Below are 21,123 nucleotides of genomic sequence, written 5' to 3' on the forward strand. Positions count from 1 at the left end.
TCTACACATTCTAACTTAAATGCATAGTCATACTTTACTTTTCTTTCCATAAAAAATGCCCCAAATAGTGTCTAACTTTTTGGGGCATGTTCATACTTTCTAAAGGCTTTTATATTTTTTATGCGTTTTGATTTACTCAGCAGCAACAGCATTTTTACGTTCTAGCAATGCCATGTAAAATCCGTCGAAACCAGACTCAGAAGCTAATATTTTACGATCTTTTATAAAAGTAAATTGCTTTCCGATTTCAGTTTTTAAGAATTTCTCTACCTGTTCTTGATTTTCTGATGGTAAAACAGAGCAAGTTGCATAAACTAGTTTCCCACCTGGTTTTACAATTTTAGAATAACTCTCTAAAACTTCTGCCTGTACTTTACGGATGTTATCGATAAACTCAGGTTGTAATTTCCATTTTGCATCCGGGTTTCTTTTTAAAACTCCTAAACCACTACAAGGTGCATCAATTAAAACACGATCAGCTTTTTCGTGTAGTTTTTTGATCACTTTTGTGGTGTCAATAATACGATATTCGATATTAAAAGCGCCATTTCTTTTGGCTCTTAATTTCAATTGTTTCAGTTTGCTTTCGTATAAATCCATTGCAATCAATTGTCCTTTGTTTTCCATCAAAGAAGCAATGTGCAACGTTTTTCCTCCAGCACCGGCGCAAGTATCAACAACACGCATTCCTGGTTTTACATCTAGAAAACCAGCTACTAATTGTGAGTTTGCATCCTGAACTTCAAAAAGTCCTTGTTTAAAAGCATCTGTCAAAAACACATTTGCTCTTTCTTTTAAAACTAAAGCTTCAGGCTGATCTTTTAAATATTCTGTTTCAATATTTAAATCCATCAACGTGTTTCTCAGACTTTCTTTAGTTCCTTTAAGGGTGTTGGTTCTTAAAATAACTTTTGCAGGCTGGTTTTGAGCGGCAATTTCTGTCGACCAAACTTTCTCTCCAAGTTCTTTTACACCCAATTCATCCATCCAATCGGGAATAGATTCTTTAAGTGCTCTAACTTTTGAAAGTTCGTCAAAACGTCCTTTTATTTTTCTTTCAGGAGTTCCTTCTAATTGTCTCCAATCCGGAATTGGATATCCTCTTAAAACTGCCCAAACTGCGAACATTCTCCATAAATTATCTCTATCGAAAGGTTCTTTTACTTCGGCAATTTCTGCATATAATCTTTTCCAACGAACAATTTCGTATATCGTTTCAGCAACAAACTTCCTGTCAGAACTTCCCCAACGTTTGTCTTTTTTTAAGGCTCTAGCTACCACTTTGTCTGCATATTCTCCTTCATTGAAAATTGCATTTAAAGAATCGATGGTAGTATAAACTAAATTTCTGTGTAATCTCATTTTAATTATTTGAGTTGCAAAGGTACTATTAATTGATTGAAAGTTAAATTTTTAATTTTGATTGTTGTTTTAACTTCCTTTTAAAAAGAAAAAAAACACTCTGATAAAGTTTAAAAGAGTGTTTTTTGAATGTATTTATAAATGATTTATTTTATAATTCGGGTCAATCCGATATTTTCCGGAGCGTGAAGCACCATTGGGAATTTCTCTATTTTAACCGAACTACTGTCTAAACCAAAAGCTCTTTCTTCAGATAAACTCAGTTTCTTGATGAAGAAATAAGAGTTCATGATAATATTTTCGTGCCATCTTAAATCGTTATCATTTGATAAGAATTTCTCAGACAATACGAATTTGAAATCACCAATAATATTGTTTTTGTTCAAAGATTCGTAACGGCTTGTAATATCTACCTCGCCACGTTTTACCATGTCACGAATTACTTCTCTGAACATTAAATTGATTTTTGTAGGTTCTCTAAATCCTAAATTAAAATCGATTCTGTAAATATCATCTTTAGCAATTTCAGTAACTTTATATTGTGTTTTATAAGGCTCCGTAAGAATGTTTACGTGTACAAACCAATAGATATCAGCTCTTTTTGGACGTTTTTGTAAAATCGAGTAAATTACTTTTTCTTCCAATTCATCAACACGGTTTGCATTGGTCATGTAAACTAAATGTGTTGCATATTTAGGAATAGATAAGTCTTCGCTTAACTCCATTAATACTTTCTTATAATCGTCAATCTTGATGATTTTAGTATAGCTTTTATTGATTTTCTTAGCCAAATACCAGATCGTCATAATCGAAATCAACATTATTGCAATGATTAATGTTACGTAACCACCTTCGGCAAATTTTGTAATATTTGCAAAAAGGAAACTGAATTCGATTAATAAATAAATCGTAATTAATGGCACCATTAAATACAATTTTACTCTTTTCATTATCAAATAATAATTAAGTAAAATAGTTGTCATGATCATACATAGAATGATAGCAAGACCATAGGCATGCTCCATATTTCCTGATTCTTGAAAGTGTAAAACAATTCCAACACAACCAAAGAATAATAACCAGTTAATTGACGGTATATATAATTGTCCTTTTACTTCTGTAGGATATTTGATTTTTACTTTTGGCCAGAAATTCAAACGCATTGCTTCGTTGATCAAAGTAAATGACCCACTAATAAGCGCCTGAGAGGCAATTACCGCAGCAAGAGTCGCAACTACGATACCAAACGGCAAGAACCAATGCGGCATGATGAGGTAAAATGGATTTCCGTTTTCTCCACCTAGTTGTTGTAATGTACTTCCTTCATGGTGAATTAAATAAGCTGCTTGACCAAAGTAGTTTAATACTAAAGTTGTTTTTACAAAAATCCAGCTAATTCTAATATTTTTTCTTCCGCAGTGTCCCATATCAGAGTACAAAGCTTCGGCTCCTGTAGTACATAAAAATACAAATCCAAGAACAAAGAAACCATCTGGATGAATCGATAATAAATGATAAGCGTAGTAAGGATTTACCGCTTTTATAACCTCAGGATGATTTAAAATTTGAATTGCTCCCAGTGTTCCCAACATTGCAAACCAAATTAACATCATTGGGGCGAAAAATTTCCCAACCAGTTTAGTTCCAAATTGTTGAATGGTAAATAGAATGAATAAAATCCCGATAACAATATAAACAATTGTTTGTGTTTCCATTGTAGGATAGAAAGCTCTAATACCTTCAACAGCAGATGAAATCGAGATTGGGGGTGTTATAATACCATCGGCAAGTAAAGCACTCCCTCCAATAATGGCGGGGACAATTAGCCACTGAATTTTTGTTTTCTTGACTAAGGCATATAAAGCAAAAATCCCACCTTCGCCATGATTATCAGCACTTAAAGTGATAAGTACATACTTAATGGTAGTTTGTAAAGTCAATGTCCAGAAAACACAAGAAATACCTCCTAAAACAATATCGGCATTAATTGCGTAATCGCCAAGTATGGCTTTCATTACGTATAATGGAGAAGTACCAATATCTCCATAAATAATTCCCAATGTTATCAATAAACCTCCTATAGACAACTTACTATGTAAGTTTTTATGCGATGCGCTCATGTATGTTTTTATAAAAGACGGTTGCAAATTTACTGTTTTAAAACAAATTAGAGTCAATTATAATTAAAAAGATAAAAAAAAGCACAATCGTCAAATTGTGCTTTAGATTTTTATCTGAAAATGCGATTTTAATATTAACCTCTTCTTCCACCATTACCTCTTGAATTAGAACCACTTTCTCTTTGTGGTTGACTGCCTCTTGATTCCTGACTAGCTCTTGGAGCTTCAGAACGTTGCATACTTGGAGTATTTTGTTGTCTCGGTGTACTAGCTCTGTTATCGGAATAACTTCTTGGAGATTCTGTTCTTGCGGGAGCTGGAGTTGAAACTCTGTTGGTATTCATCGTACTTTGTGAATTTCCTCTACCGTAACCTCCGTTATTCTGACCATAATCTCTTCTGCTATCAGTTCTATTCGTATTATCAACTCTTACAGGATTAGTTACTGTTGCAGCGTTATCTCTGTTTGTTGTACTTACACGATTTGTATTGTAGCTTCTGTCAGAGTTTGTTCTGTTATCAGTATAGGTTCTGTTTGGAGTTCTATTGTCTGTTGGAGTAGAAACTCCTCCCATATTTACTCTGTTTTCACCATAATTTCTGTTAGGAGTTCTATTATCTGTTCCTGTAGAAATTCTTCCTGAGTTTGATCTGTCTGTGTTATAAGTGTTTTGAGTTCTGTTGTAATCTCTGCTTGCAACACGTCTTTGATCAAGATCATATCTGTTAGAAACATTCGCATGTCTTTGAGAAAAACTGTAGTCAGGACGTCTGGTTTCATATCCATAAGAACGTCTTGATTGGTACAAAACAGGAGCAACATAACTTCTTCTTGTATTTACATAATTGTAATGATTGTTTACGTTGATACATACATTTATGTTGTTTCTATATCTGTAAATTGGGTAAGGTCTCCATGCAGCATAATAAGTTGGATACATATTCCATCCCCAAGTAGAGTAGTAAGGTCTGTAATTCGTAACCCAAAATGAGCTGTAAATTACCGGAGCTACGCTGTAAACAGGCTCATAAATATAATTGTCTCCGTATAAATAAGTGTTACCTACTACCTGAACGCTAACTTTATTATAATTATCTCTTTCTACATCAATTGTTGCAACATCCTGATAAACATCACGATCAAGAACGGCTTGGATAATTACAACGTGCGTTCTGTTTTCTACAGATTCAATAACACGTAAATAATCTACTTCGTTGTCATCATTCAAATCAAGGTTTGAAATTTGATATTTTGGATCGTTCAAGCGTCTTTCAAAATCCTGAAGATTCGCAGATTCTCCAAACATAGATGCAACGGCTCTTAAATCTAAGTTATCGCTGATATCTGAATTTTTTGCATATACAGTAGTTTGGCTTTGTGCTGTACAAGAGGCGAAACCTATTGCTATTATGGCTATTAAAAGTAATTTCGTTTTCATGGCAAAATCATATTAAGATTGATATTTTGATGATATCCAATTACTGTGCCAGAAAAAAAAACAAAACTTAAATTATATGTTAGAATTAATTGTATTTTAGCAACAAATAAATCTTAACCTATATGAAAAAAGTATTATTATTTTGTGGCGCTTTTATTTTATTTGTGTCTTTTAAAACGCTGAGTGATAGTGATAAAAGGATGTTTTATAGTGGTTTCACATCTATACAAATTGATACTTTATTTCAGGATAAAATTAGCATTAGAGCGATATCAATTGATAAAAATAAAATTTGGTATGGAGCAGATAATTCTCGTTTTGGGTACTACGATTTAGAGAAAAAAGAGAAATTCGAAGAGCATATTTATCGCGATACCTTAAAGTTAGAGTTCAGAAGTATTGCTCAAACTTCAAAAGATATTTTTTTATTAAGTGTAGGTAATCCGGCATTGCTTTATTCTGTTTCTAAAAAGACAAATAAAGTGAAATTGGTATATAAAGAAGTGAACCCAAAAATATTTTACGACAGTATGCAATTCTGGAATGATAAAGAAGGAATCGCTATTGGAGATCCTACAGAAGATACTTTTTCGATTATTGTAACTCGTGATGGAGGAGAAACATGGACTAAAATTTTGTCTGATAAGTTACCGACAAATGCAAGCGGTGAAGCAGCTTTTGCAGCCAGTAATTCAAATATTGTAATTAAAGGAGATGATACATGGTTGGTTTCAGGCGGAAAAAAAGCGCGTGTTTTTTATTCGCCGGATAAAGCAAAAACATGGAAAGTGGTTGAGACACCAATTGTTCATGGAAAAACAATGACGGGTATTTTTACAGCTGATTTTTACGACTCTAAAAACGGATTTATTGCCGGTGGCGATTATGAGCTTCCAAGCAAAAAATCAGATAACAAAGCTTTTACTAAAGACGGAGGAAAAACCTGGCAGTTAATAGGTCAGGATATGGGATTTGGTTATGCATCATGCGTGCAATATGTTCCAGGCGGAAATGGTAAAGAAATTGTTTGTGTAGGTTCTGAAGGAATACAATATTCTCAAAATGGCGGACAAAACTGGACGCAATTGTCTACAGATTCAAAACTCTTCACTCTTCGTTTTGTGAATAGAAACCTTGCGATTGCCGCAGGGCATAATAAAGTAGTAAGACTGCGTTTTAAATAAGGATTAACACGAAAACGGATCAAGGCTAAATATTGTGGGAATCATAAATATACTCCCTAATTATTTTTTACCGCAGAGAATGCAAAGATTTTTAACTAAGAATGTCTTAGCAAGCGTCCCGAGGCTTCGGGATGCTTTTTATAAAACCTAAGAATAAAAAAACTTAGTGTTCTCTGCGGTAATTTTTTTTCCACAGGTTTTGGGATTGATCCTTAAATAGTCCTGAAATAATAAGAACCCTAAATAATAAAGCAAGTATTATTATATAGGGTTCCTTACCGCTGTTGTTTCTTTTGGGCAGGAACTTAATCTTTTCCTGCTTTATCACGGTATTGTTTTAGCAATTTTCTATTAAAATCGTCTTCTGATTTTTTTAGCTTTAATATCTTTTTTGACGAAAGAATCTTTTTTATATCTGAATTATATTTTACTCTTAAAAGATACAATTCTTTATCAGTGGCTTCCATTTGAGAAAGTAATGATGCTGCCTCTTTTTCAGAAATCGAATTGATGTTGTCATCATCTAATCGCTGCAGGTACATTTTCATCTTTTGATGTTTTAATTCAAATTGCTTATCATCATAAGCATTATAAATGGGCCAGAATTTCTCTGCTTCTGTAGAAGTTAATTCTAGTTCAGTTGTTAGAAAAGATACTTTGTAAGCTTTAATTTTTTCGCGTTTCTCATCTGTTTTACCGTTTTGTGCATAAAACGAAAAGCTTACTAAAAACAGAATTATCGGTAGTATTTTTTTGATTTTCATCTTTTAAGTTTTGTTTTATTCGGAAATTAAATGTTCTATATTTGGACTTGACGATAAAATATCTTCAAGAGTTTCATCTTCTATGGCAACATTTTTATTTAGTTTTTGAATGTCTTTAGCATCTAAATTCTGAATCAAATCATATTGATTCAAATTAGATTGATACGCTAAATAGGTTTCTAAAGTGTCTTCGTCAAGCTCTTTAGAAGTTGCGTTGTAATTGTTTACTATAGGAATCATTAAGGCAATAACAATAACAGCAGCAGCAAGAATTGTAAGTACTCGTTTGCGTTTGTAAAACGGAATAACTTTTACTTCTCTTTTCTCTTCGTTAATCTGTTGTAAAACTTTTGCCGAAAGATCATCAAAGTAATGATCCGGAGTTTTAAATCCAGAGGGTATTTTCGGTTCGTTTTCTAATTTAAATGCTTTCATAATAACAATAAGATAGATTTTGTTACAAAAGGTTTAATTTGATGTAACATATATTTCAATTTTTTTTACAGCATGATGATAAGAAGCCTTTAAAGCACCTACTGAAGTTCCTAAAATTTCGGCTATTTCTTCGTATTTTAATTCTTCGAAATACTTCATTTTAAAAACCAATTGTTGCTTTTCAGGCAAGGTAATTATTGCTTTTTGAAGCTTGATCTGAATTTCGTCGCCATCAAAATAAACATCGGCTTTTAAATTATCGATGGTTTTATTTTGGAGTGCTTCTGATGTTATTCCGTTTAATTTTGCTTTTTGGCTTAAAAAAGTCAAAGCTTCATTAGTTGCAATTCTGTACATCCAGGAAAAAAGCTTGCTTTCTCCTTTAAAGTTTTTTAGGTATTGATAAACTTTTACAAATGTATTCTGCAAGACATCGTCTGCATCATCATGGTTCAAAACGATGTTTCGAATATGAGAATACAAAGGTTTTTGATATTCAGACAAGAGTTTTTGAAACGCTGTATTTTGCGTTTTAGGATCTAGTAACTGTTGTATAAATTCCTTTTCGTCTATCAAACTTTTTGATTTATCAAACTTTAGTATTAGAATGAATTTTAAACAAAAGGTTTAATCAGTCTTGCTTTTTTTTTAAAATTCAGATTCTTCTTCAGGAGTTTTTGCCGCTGGAGTTGCTGCAGGTTTTGGTTGTGTAGAATCTGTTGTTTGTGGTTTGTAAACCGGAACTTTTGCAACAGGGATCACTTTTGGTTTCGTTGGGAAATAAATTTCAGTCATTAATTTAGATGGGCTTTTTACATCTAATTTACTGATCGTTAAAATTTCAAGATGTGACCAGGATAAATCCGGGAAGATTTTTTCGTTGTTGATGTAGGCTGTCGTTTTTGCAATAGCTTCATTTGTGTGCGAATAGTCTCCTGTTAAAGTTGTTTTAACAGCTTCGAAACCATTTAGTTTTCCGCCTAAGATATCACTTCCTGAAGTTGTTGTAATTTCTCTGTTTGTTGGTAAACAAATCGAAATTTTAGCTAGTCCCGTAGTTGTGTCGTAGGTATGGTAAATGATAAATGGTTTTCCGTTGGTAGATAAACCATTATTTTTACTGAACTCAATAAGCTTCGGAATTACAATTCTTGCATTTTTATTTACTTTCGAAATTTCACTCGTAAATGTTTGTTTTATATAAGGAGTCTCAGTTTTCTTAACAACACCATTTACTTTTATAGCATAGGTTTTTGTTTCGAAATCTAAGTTTTTGTCAATGTTTGCAAGGCTTTTTTCATAAATAGTTCCAATAACTTTATCGGAACCACCGTTTAAAGCTGTGTAAATTTTGAATAGAAAACTCATTGTTCCTGTTCCTTTCCAGGTAACTTTTGTTTTTCCGGCAAGGGTATCTTTAAATGTCCAGTTTACATCAGCTTCTGTTCCGTCAAATTTCATTTTTTGCTGAATGCTTTCTCCTTCTTTTGTTTTAAGAGTGATCGCATTTCCGTTTCCTTCGGCACCTGTCCAATAAAAAGAAGCTCCATTTCCCGTTGTTTTATTTGGGAATGTCATTTTCATTGAAGGATCTTCTACAGACCAGGATTCAAAATCTTCATAATTTCTAAAATCATTTACATAGTTGTACACAGTCGCTTTTGGCGAATTAATCACTTTGCTTCTTTCTACAGAAAAAATCCCTTTTTGGGTAGCGACAAAAACAGTGAGAGCAACTAAGCTTAATAATAATAAAAGAAATAAATATTTTAGAATCTTCATTGTTGTAGGTTGTTTGGTGTCGTAAAGTTATAAATTTTATTACTAGTCGCACTAGTAGCGGCGCAATAAAAGTACACTTTATAAATTTATTTGCTCAATAAAAGTTTCAAATAAAACGATTTTGGGGGAGTTTAATTGTAATTTTTTGAGATTTATTTTTATTTATGAATTATCTTTTGAAAAAGAATTTGATCACAAATAAAATGGCAATAAAAAGTAGGAATACAATTAGTACTTTGTAATTTCCTTTGTAGAAAACTTTGTGTAAAGCGAGATCTTTTCGGTAAGCAAATATCATTACGATTACAAATGCAATAAAAAAACAGAGTGCGAATATTAATTGTCCTTGACTAAACATAGTAAAAATTATTTTTGGCAAATTTAGAGAATTGTATATGAATTGTTGCTAATTTGCCACTTCATTTAATCAATTAAAATCATGAGGAAACAACTTGATGCAGTAACTGAATTTCATACTGCTTTTAAAATAGGTCACAGTCAAACTCCAATTGCTGATTTGGGAGAAACTAAAAAACTGCTTCGTTATAATTTAATGAAAGAAGAAAATGAAGAATATCTTGAAGCGGTTCAAAATAATGATTTGGTTGAAATTGCTGATGCGCTGGGAGATATGATGTATATTTTGTGCGGAACAATTATCGAACACGGTTTGCAGGATAAAATCGAAGCTGTTTTTGACGAGATTCAGCGTAGTAATATGAGTAAACTTGGTGAAGACGGACAACCAATTTACAGAGAAGACGGAAAAGTAATGAAAGGTCCGAATTATTTTAAACCTGATTTTTCTAAACTTTTATAGAGAAAATTAACCGCAAAGTGCGCTAAGATTTAATTTTTCTTTACGGATAGAAAACACAAAGTTCGCAAAGCTAGATCAACACAAAGCTTTGCGAACTTTGCGTTTAATCTTTGCGCACTTTGCGGTAAAATTAGCTTTGCATTTTATGATATAAATAGAAAACCCGATAACTGTGAAGCTATCGGGTTTGTTATTATATTAATCTTTTGGTTATTGAACTTTTACTGTCCATCCAAAAGTATCTTCAGAAAGTTTATTTTGAAGATTTGTTAGTTTTTCTTTTAAAAGAGCACCGTAAGTATTTTCAATTGGAGCCATTTCATAATAAACATCCTGATAAGAGAATCCTTTAATTACGCTGATAACAGCAGCAGTTCCAGCACCAAAAATTTCTTTTAATGAACCGTTTTTAGCCGCTTCTACCAATTCTGAAACAATAACAGGACGAACTTCTACTTTAAGACCTTCTTTTTCTGCCATAGCAATTAAACTTTTTCTGGTAATACCATCTAAGATTCTTTCGCTTGTTGGAGCAGTCAATAAAGTATCATTAATTCTAAAGAAAACGTTCATAGTTCCAGCTTCTTCCAGTTTAGTGTGCGTTGCATCATCTGTCCAGATTACTTGTTGAAAACCGTCTTTGTTTGCCAAATTAGTTGGGTAAAACTGTGCAGCATAGTTTCCGGCAGCTTTTGCAGCTCCAATTCCACCATTTGCAGCTCTACTATAATGTTCAGCGATAATTACTTTTACCTCACCTGAATAATAAGATTTTGCAGGAGAAAGTAAAATCATGAATTTATACTCGTCAGAAGGATTTGCAATAACTCCGGCACCAGTAGCGATCATAAAAGGACGGATATACATACTGCTTCCGTTTCCTTTTTGAATCCATTCCTGATCAATTTTTAATAATTCGTTCAAACCATCCATAAAAATAGATTCCGGAACTTCTGGCATAGCCATACGAACTGCCGAATTATTAAAACGCTTGAAGTTTTCATCTGGTCTAAACAACCAAACATCATTATTATCATCTTTATAAGCTTTCATTCCTTCAAAAATAGCTTGTCCATAATGAAAGACTTTAGAAGAAGGATCCATTAAAATTGGAGCATAAGGCTTAATGACAGGATTTGACCACTCTCCGTTTTTAAAATCACATTCAAATAAATGGTCTGTAAAAACAGCACCAAAGCTTAAGTTTTCAAAGTCTACTCCGCTTATTTTTGACGAAGTTGCTTTTCTGATTTCAATCTTGCTTGCTTGAGTTGTACTCATAATAATGTAAGTTTTTTTATGTAATTTTCATTTCAATAGAATAATCTAAAGTAATGATGTGGTATTAAATAGAATTTATTGAATGCAAAATTAAGTAAAAATATATAATTTGCTTAGTAAAACTGCATTATTTAGTGCCTTTAACTGAGATTTATTTATCTTATAATAAACTCAAAAAAAATGCTCGGTTTTATAAAGAATTTATGAAAAAAGTGCGGATTTTTAAGGCTTTACGCATTTGTTTTGCCTAAATTTGACTCGTAAAATGGCTTGAAAATGTACAAAAATGTACTACAAATTTATAAATAGTGGAAAGAGAGATAATTAAAACGCTGGATGGTTCAACAACAATTCATTTAAAGGAATGGGATGAATGTTATCATTCTAAGCACGGCGCAATTCAGGAAGCAAAACATGTATTTATAAAAAACGGACTTTCATTGTTTGAAAACAATCCGGTAAGTATTCTTGAAATTGGTTTTGGAACAGGGCTGAATGCTTTTATAACTTTTTTGGAGTCAAACGCAAAGCAACAACAAATTGATTATGTTGGAGTAGAAGCGTATCCGGTTGATGCCAAAGAAGTTTTGGAGATGAATTATGTTGCTGAATTGGAAGCAAATCAATATAAAGGTATATTCGAAAAAATGCATGAATGCGAATGGAATCAAAAGAATATTATTACTTCGGATTTTTCATTAACCAAAAGGAAACAATTTTTTGATGAAATAAACGATTTTGAAATTTTTGATTTGATTTACTTTGATGCCTTCGGATATCGGGTGCAGCCGGAGCTTTGGAGTACGGAAATTTTCAGGAAAATGTACAATAGTTTAAAGCCAAATGGCGTTTTAGTAACATACGCCGCTCGCGGAGTTGTTAAAAGAAGTATGATTGAAGTTGGATTTACTGTCGAAAAATTAGCAGGGCCTCCGGGAAAACGAGAGATGTTTCGAGCCTTTAAAAAGGTTTAAATGAGTTGTTTAGAATTATTCTATATTGATTTATATTTATTAAGAAAACGTATTCGTTGCTAAAGTTTTTAAAAAAATAAGTTAAATTGAATGCACATGAATGATATTTGTTTAAATTTGTTGCGAGTTTAGAAATATTGATAACCCCCAAAAATCGTATTTTATTATGTCAAAAATGATGTTTGATTACACGAAATCAATACTTGAGAGAGTGAGTTTCGATCCGATACTTTTCTGTAAAGAATTAGAGAAAGCTATCAAAACACTGTTACCGTACGAAATGGAACAATTACAAGAATGGTTATTAAATTTCATTATTGAAAAACCAGAATTAAAACAAAGTTTACTACTAATTAAAGTATAAAGAAAAAGGAGCCAAATTGGCTCCTTTTTTATTTTTACTTCTTTTGTAGCGGACTAATGATTTGAACGTTCTGAAAAACAATTGCTCCTTTTACAACTCCGGCAATTGTAGATCGTAATGCGTCAATGATTTGCATTTTTAATTCGCTCTTTGGGTAAATTAAACTTACTTCGCGAGCAGGTTTTGGTTCCTTAAAGTTACGCAGTTTCAGTTTGTCGGACTCTTTTAAGTCTAAGGTGTGCAAGTACGGAAGTAACGTTGTGCCCAAGCCTTCGTCGGCTAATTTTATAAGCGTTTCAAAGCTTCCGCTTTGGATCTGAAAATTAGTCTGATCGATATCAGAACCGTTTTTGCATAAATTTAAAATCCCGTCTCTAAAACAATGTCCGTCCTGCAAAAGCAAAATTTCGTTGAGGTTTAAATCAGAAACTTCAATTTCTTCTTTCTGGAAACTAGCATGATGTTCCGGAATATAAGCTACGAAAGGTTCAAAATACAAAACGATTTCTTTTATTTTTTCATCTTCAAGCGGAGTTGCAGCAATTGCAGCATCAAGATGACCATTTTTTAACTTCGTAATAATCTCATCTGTGTTTAGCTCTTCTATTAAAAGCTTCACTTTTGGATATTTATTTATGAAATTACTTAAAAACATTGGTAAAAGCGTTGGCATAATCGTTGGAATAATTCCTAAGCGAAATTCTCCGCCAATGAAACCTTTTTGTTGTTCTACAATGTCTTTAATTCTGTCCGCTTCATTTACAATGTTTTTGGCTTGGTTAACAATCTTCTGACCAATATCAGTAAGCTGAATAGGTTTTTTACTTCTGTCGAAGATCAAAATATTAAGCTCTTCTTCAATTTTTTGAATTTGCATACTTAAGGTAGGCTGAGTAACAAAACATTTTTCAGCAGCAAGTGTAAAATTTTTATGCTCGGCAACGGCTAATACATATTGTAATTGAGTTATAGTCATTTTGATAGTATTTTTTGATGCAAAAATAAGAAAATATAATTTTTTTTGATACTATTTTTAGGGAAGTTGTTTTAAATTTGTAGTAAACTTATTATAAAACGATAACTATGAAAACAAATATTTTAGGATTACCTGTAAAAGAGTCTGAATTGGTAGTAAAAGAATTAAATGTACTATTGTCAAACTTTCAGGTTTACTATCAGAATTTAAGAGGAATACATTGGAATATTCGTGGGAAGCGTTTTTTTGATTTACATGTGAAATTTGAAGAATTATACACGGATGCACAATTAAAAATAGATATGATCGCTGAGAGAGTTTTGACAATAGGAGGGACGCCTTTGCATACTTTTGAAGATTATATAAAAAATAACAAATTAGCAGTTGGAAAAAACATCTCAAACGATGAAAAAGCAGTTCAGTTAATTGTTCATTCTTTGACGGATTTATTAAAAATCGAAAGAGGAATTCTTCGACAATCGGACGAAATTAACGACGAAGGAACCAATTCTATGATGAGTGACTTCATTGCAGAGCAGGAAAAAACAATTTGGATGATGAATGCCTGGTTAGAAGAAGAATTGTAATTGGTTGTTTTTGAGTGAAATATAAACAGAATGTTGGCTTGCCTTCATTCTGTTTTTTTATGTTTGTTAAATTTGTATAAAATTTTTAGCCCTCTCGCTTTGATTTTATCAGTTTAACACTATTTTTGCTCCAATGAAATTAATCGCTCGCATATTATTATTCATATTTATTGCTTTCTTAGCTACCCCAACTATTGTAACGGTACTGAAGAAAAGTAATGATACGTCTATGTTTTTCAGTTTTTCTGAAGAGGAGCACTCGCATAAAGAACTTAAGGCTGCTGTTTATCCAGCAATACTTCAACATGAAGTAATAATGCCAGTTTATATTGAAAAAAAGACCATCGTGTCTGAAAATATTGTAAAACTAGACAATATTTCTCCGAGCATTTTTGCTCCACCTCCAAACTTGGCATAATACTTCCGATTATTTTGAACTCAACTGCATTTATGAACAGATGTGGTTAATCTTTAATGAATAATTTTTTTAGTATTGTGTTATGACAAAAAAAATCAATCTTTTTGCTAACCTAAAATCTGATTTTGCTTCAGGTTTAGTGGTTTTTTTGGTGGCTCTTCCGTTGTGTTTAGGTATTGCAATGGCTTCTGGAGCGCCTTTATTTTCTGGAATTATTTCAGGTGTTATTGGTGGTATTGTGGTAGGCTATTTAAGCCAGTCACACATTAGTGTATCTGGACCAGCAGCTGGATTAACAGCTATTATTTTAACTGCTATTACCGATTTTGGTGCTTTTGATGTGTTTTTGATGTCTGTTTTTATTGCGGGACTAATTCAATTAGCATTAGGGTTTTTAAGAGCCGGAAGTATCTCAAATTATTTTCCAACAAATGTAATTGAAGGAATGTTAGCCGGTATTGGTATCATCATTATCTTAAAACAATTGCCTCATGCTTTTGGTTATGATACAGATTTTGAAGGTGATCAGGCATTTGCACAAAACGACGGAAGTAATTCATTTTCGTTTTTATTCGATGTTTTAAATCACATTCAATTAGGAGCGGTGGTTATTTCATTGGTTTCACTTGTAATTTTGATCTCTTGGGATAAAGTTCCGTTTTTAAAGAGATTAAAATTAATTCCGGGTGCATTAGTAGCCGTTATTGCCGGTATAGCTTTAAATGAATTTTTTGTTTCAACAGGAAGCTCATTGGCAATTGCAAAAGAACATTTGGTTTCATTGCCAGTTCCAAAATCTTTTGATGAATTTAAATCTATTCTGATTACACCAAACTTCGCCGCTGTTACAAATCCGCAGGTTTGGGTGGTAGCTATAACAATTGCCATTGTCGCTTCTATCGAAACATTATTATGTATTGAAGCTGCTGATAGAATGGATGTTCAAAAACGTTATACAAATACAAATGTAGAGCTTAGAGCTCAGGGTATTGGAAATATTGTGAGTTCGCTATTGGGTGGTTTACCAATGACATCTGTTGTGGTTCGATCATCTGCTAATAATAATGCAGGTGCAAAATCTAAAATGTCGGCTATTATTCACGGGGTACTTTTGTTAATCAGTGTTTTGTCAATACCTATGATTTTAAACAAGATTCCATTGGCAACTTTAGCAACTGTGTTGATTTTAGTGGGATATAAATTAGCAAAACCGGCAACTTTCATTCATTTTTGGGAAAAAGGAAAATACCAGTTTGTACCCTTTATTGCAACTTTAGTATTTGTTGTAGCAACAGATTTACTTAAAGGAGTTGCTTTAGGAATTATCATCAGTATCATTTTTGTACTGAGAGGAAACTTGAAAAGAGCTTACAGCTTCAAAAAAGAAGAATATGAAGACGGAGACGTTATTCATATTGATTTAGCTCAGGAAGTTTCGTTCTTAAACAAAGCGGCTATTAAATTGACATTGAACGAGATTCCTGAAAACTCTAAAGTAATCATCAACGCGCATGATACAGAGTACATTGCACACGATGTTTTGGATTTAATTCGCGAGTTTAAAGAAACACGCGCAGTTGATCAAAATATTAAAGTGAAACTAAAAGGATTCAAACAAGCTTACCAGCTTGAAAATTCTCCGGATATGGGTAATCATGTGTCTATAGAACATTATTATGATGTTGCAAAAAGAGCTTTGGTTAAAAAAGAAACGGTAAAAGAAAATATTTAAACAAATTAAAGTAATTAAGGTATTTCTTAAGTGTGAGAAGTATTAAAAATTAGATAACTTTACAATAAAGTTATTTTTGATATGTTTAAACATGTAGAAATACCATTCAAAAAACAAAAAAATGAGAGAGTTTTATAAGCAGTTATTAGAAAACAATAAGCAATGGGTTGAGAAATCATTAGCATTAGACCCAAATTATTTCGCAGATTTAGCCAAAGGTCAAACACCGCCATTATTATGGATTGGATGTTCTGACAGCCGTGTTCCTGCAAACGAAATTATCGGAGCTAAACCAGGTGAGGTTTTCGTACACCGTAATATTGCAAACATGGTTGTACACTCAGATATGAATATGTTGAGTGTTCTGGATTATGCAGTAAATGTTCTAAAAGTAAAACATGTTATTGTTTGCGGACATTATGGTTGTGGTGGTGTAAAAGCTGCAATGGGCAATCAATCTGTTGGAATTATCGACAACTGGATTCGTCACATTAAAGATGAATACCGTTTGCACGATAAATACCTGAATTCTATTCAAGATGAAACAGAGCGTTTTAATGCTTTTGTTGAAATCAATGCAAAAGAGCAGGTTTACAACTTAGCAAAAACGTCAATTGTACAAGGGGCTTGGAAAAACGGTCAGGACTTAATGCTTCACGGATGGGTTTATGGTTTGAATTCTGGTTTTGTAACGGATTTGAATGTAAATATCGCTTCGAATGAAGAGCTTGATGAGGTTTACCAATTAGACCTATAAATCATAAAACAAAAAAATCGCCTCAAAAGGGCGATTTTTTTTATTCGTTTTCGTCTAGATTTTCGTTAAAGGCCGATGGTAACATTGTTGGAATAAACTTGATTAGAATCGGTAATAATAAACTTCCGCCGGGAAGTAAAAAAATCGTAAGTGACGGAATCGTTTTGCAAATATCTAAAAGTTGTTTTTTTACTTTTTTCTTTTCTTTAGCATCCAAATCTCTGGTTGTCGAGTAAGCCAATAGAATCATTAATTCTTTACTCTGAACAATTTCCTTAACCAGTCTGTTTTTGTTTCTTATAATCAGTTTTACAACACTGTGCGTCATCTGATCATAAAAGTGTTTTACCGGATTGGAGTAATTAAAATATGGAATCTTCTTTTTATGAGTAGTGATAAAGGTATTGGTTGTTTCAATACTCTTGGCCACAAATTCATCCGAAACCTGCATCATTGATCCCAATGAGTATAAGAAATAAGCTTCTTCGTTTTCTACAACACCATCGCTCCATAAAGCCATTCCAGCCATATCGATTAAATAATATTGCTCCAATTTATTGCTGAAATAGTCTAGTTGTAAAGTTTCTAAAGTATCAACCGTAACTTTCGAAAATTTAGAATATCGTGTCGAAGCTTCGAAAAGTTTTATCAATAAATCGTCATGTTGAGATTTTATGGTTTTGGTTTTTAAAGCCAAAGCTACAATACCAAGAACCGTTTCTTCAATTCGCTTTAGATATTTATCAGGAATTGCACCGTGTTCTAAATATTGTCTGAAAGCCAAAACATCAATAAACAAAAGCGCATTGGTGACCAAATGCGAAAAGTTTTTACTGATAATACTGTCGTTGGTCTGAACGCGCTGATCAATAATGTTCTCTAGAGATAGAGAAGGAGTATCTTTTGGAAGTAAAATTTTGAATAAACTAAATCCTTCAGGATTCATTTCCTTATAAAATTTCAGAACCTCTGTAATGAAATTATTAGGCTCAGAACTTCTTTTTTCAATACAAAAAACGCCATACAAAGTATTTAGTAAAGCGACTTTAGAAATTTCGGTTTTAAACCATCCTTTTATAGGAATTGGAATTTGAGAATCTATAGCAATGATATGGCCATAAATAAAACCGGTTTCTCTGACTTTATAGTAGAACGAATCTGTAGTCTCAAAAGGAATGGCTTCTGAAAACTTTTGTTCACTAAAAAATTTGTCTATCCAACCTGGAGCTGATGGGTTAATCATTAACTTTAATTTATAGCTGCAAAGCTATATCTTTTTCTTGTTTTGGTATTAATTTTAAATGAAATAACCACTACATTTTGTGAAAATATAGTGGTTATTGTGTTTTTTTATTTGATGATTCCTGCACAAGCAACTCTTCCGCCGGCATTTCCGGTTGGTTGAGTCGTAAAATCGTCAGTTCCCTGATGTACAATTAAACCTTTTCCTAAGACATCTTTGGTTGCATCTCCACAGCCAATACACCATTCGTCAGTAGTTAGTGTTATAGTTCCGTTCCCTTTTGCATCAGCGGTAAAGTTTCCGATATCTCCTTTATGATATTCAGCAGAACCCCATTTACCGTGTTTTTTGAAAGTAGGATTCCAATGTCCTCCAGCTGAGCTTCCGTCAGCAGCAGTACAATCTGATTTTTCATGAATGTGTATGGCATGAACTCCAGGCTGTAAACCGGCTACTTTTGCAGTAAAAGTTACTTTTCCATTTTTTTCTGTAAAAGTTGCTGTTCCACTTACGGTACTGTTACTTTTTGGCTCTAGAGCTACAGTCAAAGTTTTTGCATCAGCTGATTTTGTATTGGTCTTACAGCCAATAACTAAGGCTGTAATTATTGCGAAAGAAACAATTATTTTTTTCATATACGAGGCTTTTGTATTAAAGATTAAGTAAATTTAACATAAAATTCCGACATTGGTTGAAGCCAAGAGTTAAAAAAAACTAAAACTATAGGCTGTGATTTAATTCCGCTTTAAGCGAAAAACCAAAAATTATTATGTAATTTCGTATAGCTTCGAATTTAAAAGTTTGAGAATTAGTGTTTACTGTTTTTTAATTTAATCTGTAGAATTATGATAAAAAATGTTTTAACCTTAGTTTTTTTAGGAGTTGTTTTAATTTCATGCAATGCTTCTAAGACTCAAAAAGAAGATTCGGTTTCTAAACTTGAAGGAACCTGGGAATTAAATTATATCACTGGACCAAGAATTGCTTTCGATGGTTTATACCCTAATAAGAAACCAACAATTACTTTTGACGTTAAAGAAAGTAGGGTTTCAGGAAACAGTAGTTGCAATAATTATACAGGAAAACTTAGTGTAACCGGAAACAAAATTGATTTGACACAACCAATGGCAATGACCAAAATGATGTGTGTAGATGGTCAACAAGGGGAACAGACTTTTATGAGTACACTGCCAAAAATCACTTCGTATGATGTTACAGATAATGGTAAAACACTCCATTTTATTTCGGGAGATATTGCAATGATGCGATTTACCAAAAAATAGAATCAGGCTTTTCTAAACTTTATTAAATAATTGTTTTATGAAAACTAAAATAACGGTGTTGATGTTGTTTTGCCTTTTTAATATGGCTGTTTTTGGACAGGAAAAAACAAAGAAAGAATTAAAAGCAGAGAGAGAATTGCAGAAACAAAAAGAAATTGATAGTCTTATCAATTCTAAAAATTTTGTTTTTGAAGCGCAAAAAGCCCAACCGTTGGGGACAAGACAGATTAATTTAGATTACAATACTTATTTTTTAAAATTTAATACCACAAAAACAACTTGTGATTTGCCATTTTTTGGGCGGGCTTATAATGTAGCTTATGGCGGAGATGGCGGGATAAAGTTTGAAGGAATACCAGAGAATATTCAGATTGAAAAAAAGAAAAAAAGTTACAACGTCAAAGCTACTGTAAAAGGTAAGGATGATGTTTATGATTTATTGTTTTCTGTTTTTTATGATGGAGGAGCAACGCTTTCTATTAATTGCAATAATAAAGCAGCAATCTCTTATCAGGGAGTTATTGAAGCTCCTAAAACAGCTGAAAGTACAAAATAAAATGCTAATCATTGTGTCCCGAATTTCTATTATTTATGACGAAAAAGACTCTTTTTGCTTTGTCACGAAAACATTATCTGGTAACGATGTTTTTATTAATTACAGGATCAACTTATAGTCAGGATTTAGAGCCCAGAGTTTATGCAAATGTTCCAAAAAATCTAAATGTAATTGGAGTTGGATATGCATATATGGACGGAAATGTCTTAACAGAACCCTCTTTGCCTATTACTGATTTTACCATTCAGAGCCATAATCTGGCAGCGAGTTTTGTTAGAACATTCGGATTATCGAATAAATTGGCAAGAGTGCAGGTTTCGCTGCCATATACTTTTATGGATGGATCGGCAAACGTAAATGGCGATAATATAAGCGGTTCAAGATCTGGATTTTCTGATATGAAAGTGCGATTGGGAATCAATTTATTAGGTTCTCCCGCTCTTGATAAAGCTGAATTTGGAAAGTTCGAGCAAAAAACAATTCTTGGGGTCAGCTTCGTGACTTCAATTCCAACCGGTAAATATTACGATGATAAACGAGTTAATATAGGTACAAATCGTTGGGGATTTAAACCTGAAATCGGGATCTCAAAACGTTTTGCCCGTGTTTATGCTGAGGTTTATGGTGGTATTTGGTTTTATACCAATAATAACGATTTTCTTGGCAAAAAGTTAGAGCAAAAACCAACATATAGTTTACAGGCTCATGCGAGTTATTACTTTAAAAATCACATGTGGATTGGTTTTAACACCAATTGGTTTTTTGGCGGAAAAACAATAACAGACGGAGTTTCTGATGATAGCCAAATTGACAATTGGAGGGTAGGAGGAACTTTTTCTACACCAATTGCTAAAGGACAATCAATAAAATTTCAATATCACGTAGGGGCATACACAAACAATGGATTAAACTATTATGCTTTGACTGCTGCCTATCAATACTCTTTTTTTTAATAGTAAGAATATTTTTACTTAGTTGTTTCATAATGTTTTAAAAATCAGTATATTTGAGAATGGGTAACCTTTTACAAACAAATTTAATATTAG

General features: G+C 32.7%; 23 protein-coding genes. 11 read left to right on the forward strand and 12 right to left on the reverse strand.

Translation table 11 applies throughout. The features are described from left to right. Positions 1-132: 132 nt before the first annotated feature. The 3 genes from CHB81_RS23585 to CHB81_RS23595 all read right to left on the reverse strand — a co-directional run bounded on the left by CHB81_RS23585 (position 133) and on the right by CHB81_RS23595 (position 4,921). A complete protein-coding gene (locus tag CHB81_RS23585) occupies positions 133-1,362 on the reverse strand; it encodes an RsmB/NOP family class I SAM-dependent RNA methyltransferase (protein WP_089354284.1) in 1,230 nt (409 codons plus the stop codon). A 146-nt stretch (positions 1,363-1,508) separates the two neighbouring features. Then, on the reverse strand, positions 1,509-3,482 hold the full coding sequence (locus tag CHB81_RS23590; protein WP_089354285.1) for a KUP/HAK/KT family potassium transporter: 1,974 nt from the start codon (positions 3,480-3,482) through the stop codon (positions 1,509-1,511). A gap of 134 nt (positions 3,483-3,616) precedes the next feature. Continuing rightward, positions 3,617-4,921, reverse strand: a complete 1,305-nt coding sequence (locus tag CHB81_RS23595; protein ID WP_089354286.1) for a hypothetical protein — start codon at positions 4,919-4,921, stop codon at positions 3,617-3,619. 122 nt (positions 4,922-5,043) lie between these two features. On the opposite strand from CHB81_RS23595, the gene CHB81_RS23600 reads away from it, so the two are divergent. Next, positions 5,044-6,105, forward strand: coding sequence for an oxidoreductase (locus CHB81_RS23600; protein ID WP_089354287.1), 1,062 nt, complete (start codon positions 5,044-5,046; stop codon positions 6,103-6,105). Positions 6,106-6,410: 305 nt separating this feature from the next. Here CHB81_RS23600 and CHB81_RS23605 read toward each other — a convergent pair whose 3' ends face one another. From CHB81_RS23605 to CHB81_RS27235, 5 genes are all read right to left on the reverse strand, one after another. Next, entirely contained in the window at positions 6,411-6,869 is a 459-nt protein-coding gene (locus CHB81_RS23605) for a sensor of ECF-type sigma factor (RefSeq protein WP_089354288.1), read from the reverse strand. Between the two features lie 15 nt (positions 6,870-6,884). Continuing rightward, positions 6,885-7,304: a hypothetical protein gene (locus CHB81_RS23610; protein ID WP_089354289.1), complete on the reverse strand. Its 420-nt coding sequence runs from the start codon at positions 7,302-7,304 to the stop codon at positions 6,885-6,887. 33 nt (positions 7,305-7,337) lie between these two features. Then, a complete protein-coding gene (locus CHB81_RS23615; protein ID WP_089354290.1) occupies positions 7,338-7,880 on the reverse strand; it encodes an RNA polymerase sigma factor in 543 nt (180 codons plus the stop codon). A 72-nt stretch (positions 7,881-7,952) separates the two neighbouring features. After that, positions 7,953-9,086, reverse strand: a complete 1,134-nt coding sequence (locus tag CHB81_RS23620) for an SRPBCC family protein (RefSeq protein ID WP_089354291.1) — start codon at positions 9,084-9,086, stop codon at positions 7,953-7,955. A 169-nt stretch (positions 9,087-9,255) separates the two neighbouring features. Beyond that, positions 9,256-9,444 (reverse strand): hypothetical protein, encoded by a 189-nt coding sequence (locus CHB81_RS27235; protein ID WP_089354292.1) that lies wholly within the window; start codon positions 9,442-9,444, stop codon positions 9,256-9,258. Between the two features lie 81 nt (positions 9,445-9,525). Between CHB81_RS27235 and CHB81_RS23630 the strand changes: the two genes are divergently transcribed. Then, a complete protein-coding gene (locus tag CHB81_RS23630) occupies positions 9,526-9,906 on the forward strand; it encodes a nucleoside triphosphate pyrophosphohydrolase family protein (protein ID WP_089354293.1) in 381 nt (126 codons plus the stop codon). A gap of 210 nt (positions 9,907-10,116) precedes the next feature. On the opposite strand, the gene CHB81_RS23635 is transcribed toward CHB81_RS23630, so the two are convergent. Then, positions 10,117-11,187: a branched-chain amino acid aminotransferase gene (locus tag CHB81_RS23635; RefSeq protein WP_089354294.1), complete on the reverse strand. Its 1,071-nt coding sequence runs from the start codon at positions 11,185-11,187 to the stop codon at positions 10,117-10,119. Positions 11,188-11,495: 308 nt separating this feature from the next. Here CHB81_RS23635 and mnmD point away from each other — a divergent pair, with 308 nt between their 5' ends. Then, positions 11,496-12,161, forward strand: a complete 666-nt coding sequence (gene mnmD / locus CHB81_RS23640; RefSeq protein ID WP_089354295.1) for a tRNA (5-methylaminomethyl-2-thiouridine)(34)-methyltransferase MnmD — start codon at positions 11,496-11,498, stop codon at positions 12,159-12,161. Positions 12,162-12,327: 166 nt separating this feature from the next. Continuing rightward, positions 12,328-12,525, forward strand: a complete 198-nt coding sequence (locus CHB81_RS23645; protein ID WP_017496117.1) for a hypothetical protein — start codon at positions 12,328-12,330, stop codon at positions 12,523-12,525. Positions 12,526-12,559: 34 nt separating this feature from the next. On the opposite strand, the gene CHB81_RS23650 is transcribed toward CHB81_RS23645, so the two are convergent. After that, positions 12,560-13,501 (reverse strand): LysR substrate-binding domain-containing protein, encoded by a 942-nt coding sequence (locus CHB81_RS23650; RefSeq protein WP_089354296.1) that lies wholly within the window; start codon positions 13,499-13,501, stop codon positions 12,560-12,562. Between the two features lie 107 nt (positions 13,502-13,608). Here CHB81_RS23650 and CHB81_RS23655 point away from each other — a divergent pair, with 107 nt between their 5' ends. The 4 genes from CHB81_RS23655 to can all read left to right on the forward strand — a co-directional run bounded on the left by CHB81_RS23655 (position 13,609) and on the right by can (position 16,995). Then, a complete protein-coding gene (locus CHB81_RS23655; RefSeq protein ID WP_089354297.1) occupies positions 13,609-14,088 on the forward strand; it encodes a Dps family protein in 480 nt (159 codons plus the stop codon). A 133-nt stretch (positions 14,089-14,221) separates the two neighbouring features. Beyond that, entirely contained in the window at positions 14,222-14,506 is a 285-nt protein-coding gene (locus CHB81_RS23660; protein WP_089354298.1) for a hypothetical protein, read from the forward strand. 82 nt (positions 14,507-14,588) lie between these two features. Next, on the forward strand, positions 14,589-16,238 hold the full coding sequence (locus CHB81_RS23665) for a SulP family inorganic anion transporter (RefSeq protein WP_089354299.1): 1,650 nt from the start codon (positions 14,589-14,591) through the stop codon (positions 16,236-16,238). Positions 16,239-16,359: 121 nt separating this feature from the next. Further along, a complete protein-coding gene (gene can, locus CHB81_RS23670; protein ID WP_089354300.1) occupies positions 16,360-16,995 on the forward strand; it encodes a carbonate dehydratase in 636 nt (211 codons plus the stop codon). A 40-nt stretch (positions 16,996-17,035) separates the two neighbouring features. Here can and CHB81_RS23675 read toward each other — a convergent pair whose 3' ends face one another. Both CHB81_RS23675 and CHB81_RS23680 read right to left on the reverse strand, forming a co-directional pair. Next, positions 17,036-18,238, reverse strand: coding sequence for an LETM1-related biofilm-associated protein (locus tag CHB81_RS23675; protein ID WP_089354301.1), 1,203 nt, complete (start codon positions 18,236-18,238; stop codon positions 17,036-17,038). A gap of 107 nt (positions 18,239-18,345) precedes the next feature. Continuing rightward, a complete protein-coding gene (locus CHB81_RS23680; RefSeq protein WP_089354302.1) occupies positions 18,346-18,873 on the reverse strand; it encodes a superoxide dismutase family protein in 528 nt (175 codons plus the stop codon). Positions 18,874-19,083: 210 nt separating this feature from the next. On the opposite strand from CHB81_RS23680, the gene CHB81_RS23685 reads away from it, so the two are divergent. From CHB81_RS23685 to CHB81_RS23695, 3 genes are read left to right on the forward strand one after another with little or no spacing between them, the layout of a single operon-like run. Then, positions 19,084-19,521 carry an META domain-containing protein gene (locus CHB81_RS23685; RefSeq protein ID WP_089354303.1) on the forward strand — a complete coding sequence of 146 codons (438 nt, stop codon included), beginning with the start codon at positions 19,084-19,086 and terminating at the stop codon, positions 19,519-19,521. A 37-nt stretch (positions 19,522-19,558) separates the two neighbouring features. Beyond that, a complete protein-coding gene (locus CHB81_RS23690; RefSeq protein WP_089354304.1) occupies positions 19,559-20,077 on the forward strand; it encodes a DUF4251 domain-containing protein in 519 nt (172 codons plus the stop codon). Between the two features lie 35 nt (positions 20,078-20,112). After that, positions 20,113-21,030: a transporter gene (locus CHB81_RS23695; RefSeq protein WP_254921271.1), complete on the forward strand. Its 918-nt coding sequence runs from the start codon at positions 20,113-20,115 to the stop codon at positions 21,028-21,030. The last annotated feature ends 93 nt before the right edge of the window (positions 21,031-21,123 follow it).

This window comes from Flavobacterium sp. ov086 (genome assembly GCF_900187965.1).
GTDB lineage: Bacteria > Bacteroidota > Bacteroidia > Flavobacteriales > Flavobacteriaceae > Flavobacterium.

What these genes read in the sequence shown, in the direction of transcription:
- CHB81_RS23585 (WP_089354284.1), bottom strand. Translation starts at nt 1,362, where the DNA reads ATGAGATTACACAGAAATTTAGTTTATACTACCATCGATTCTTTAAAT.
- CHB81_RS23590 (WP_089354285.1), bottom strand. Translation starts at nt 3,482, where the DNA reads ATGAGCGCATCGCATAAAAACTTACATAGTAAGTTGTCTATAGGAGGT.
- CHB81_RS23595 (WP_089354286.1), bottom strand. Translation starts at nt 4,921, where the DNA reads ATGAAAACGAAATTACTTTTAATAGCCATAATAGCAATAGGTTTCGCC.
- CHB81_RS23600 (WP_089354287.1), top strand. Translation starts at nt 5,044, where the DNA reads ATGAAAAAAGTATTATTATTTTGTGGCGCTTTTATTTTATTTGTGTCT.
- CHB81_RS23605 (WP_089354288.1), bottom strand. Translation starts at nt 6,869, where the DNA reads ATGAAAATCAAAAAAATACTACCGATAATTCTGTTTTTAGTAAGCTTT.
- CHB81_RS23610 (WP_089354289.1), bottom strand. Translation starts at nt 7,304, where the DNA reads ATGAAAGCATTTAAATTAGAAAACGAACCGAAAATACCCTCTGGATTT.
- CHB81_RS23620 (WP_089354291.1), bottom strand. Translation starts at nt 9,086, where the DNA reads ATGAAGATTCTAAAATATTTATTTCTTTTATTATTATTAAGCTTAGTT.
- CHB81_RS27235 (WP_089354292.1), bottom strand. Translation starts at nt 9,444, where the DNA reads ATGTTTAGTCAAGGACAATTAATATTCGCACTCTGTTTTTTTATTGCA.
- CHB81_RS23630 (WP_089354293.1), top strand. Translation starts at nt 9,526, where the DNA reads ATGAGGAAACAACTTGATGCAGTAACTGAATTTCATACTGCTTTTAAA.
- CHB81_RS23635 (WP_089354294.1), bottom strand. Translation starts at nt 11,187, where the DNA reads ATGAGTACAACTCAAGCAAGCAAGATTGAAATCAGAAAAGCAACTTCG.
- CHB81_RS23645 (WP_017496117.1), top strand. Translation starts at nt 12,328, where the DNA reads ATGTCAAAAATGATGTTTGATTACACGAAATCAATACTTGAGAGAGTG.
- CHB81_RS23650 (WP_089354296.1), bottom strand. Translation starts at nt 13,501, where the DNA reads ATGACTATAACTCAATTACAATATGTATTAGCCGTTGCCGAGCATAAA.
- CHB81_RS23655 (WP_089354297.1), top strand. Translation starts at nt 13,609, where the DNA reads ATGAAAACAAATATTTTAGGATTACCTGTAAAAGAGTCTGAATTGGTA.
- CHB81_RS23660 (WP_089354298.1), top strand. Translation starts at nt 14,222, where the DNA reads ATGAAATTAATCGCTCGCATATTATTATTCATATTTATTGCTTTCTTA.
- CHB81_RS23665 (WP_089354299.1), top strand. Translation starts at nt 14,589, where the DNA reads ATGACAAAAAAAATCAATCTTTTTGCTAACCTAAAATCTGATTTTGCT.
- can (WP_089354300.1), top strand. Translation starts at nt 16,360, where the DNA reads ATGAGAGAGTTTTATAAGCAGTTATTAGAAAACAATAAGCAATGGGTT.
- CHB81_RS23675 (WP_089354301.1), bottom strand. Translation starts at nt 18,238, where the DNA reads ATGATTAACCCATCAGCTCCAGGTTGGATAGACAAATTTTTTAGTGAA.
- CHB81_RS23680 (WP_089354302.1), bottom strand. Translation starts at nt 18,873, where the DNA reads ATGAAAAAAATAATTGTTTCTTTCGCAATAATTACAGCCTTAGTTATT.
- CHB81_RS23685 (WP_089354303.1), top strand. Translation starts at nt 19,084, where the DNA reads ATGATAAAAAATGTTTTAACCTTAGTTTTTTTAGGAGTTGTTTTAATT.
- CHB81_RS23690 (WP_089354304.1), top strand. Translation starts at nt 19,559, where the DNA reads ATGAAAACTAAAATAACGGTGTTGATGTTGTTTTGCCTTTTTAATATG.
- CHB81_RS23695 (WP_254921271.1), top strand. Translation starts at nt 20,113, where the DNA reads ATGACGAAAAAGACTCTTTTTGCTTTGTCACGAAAACATTATCTGGTA.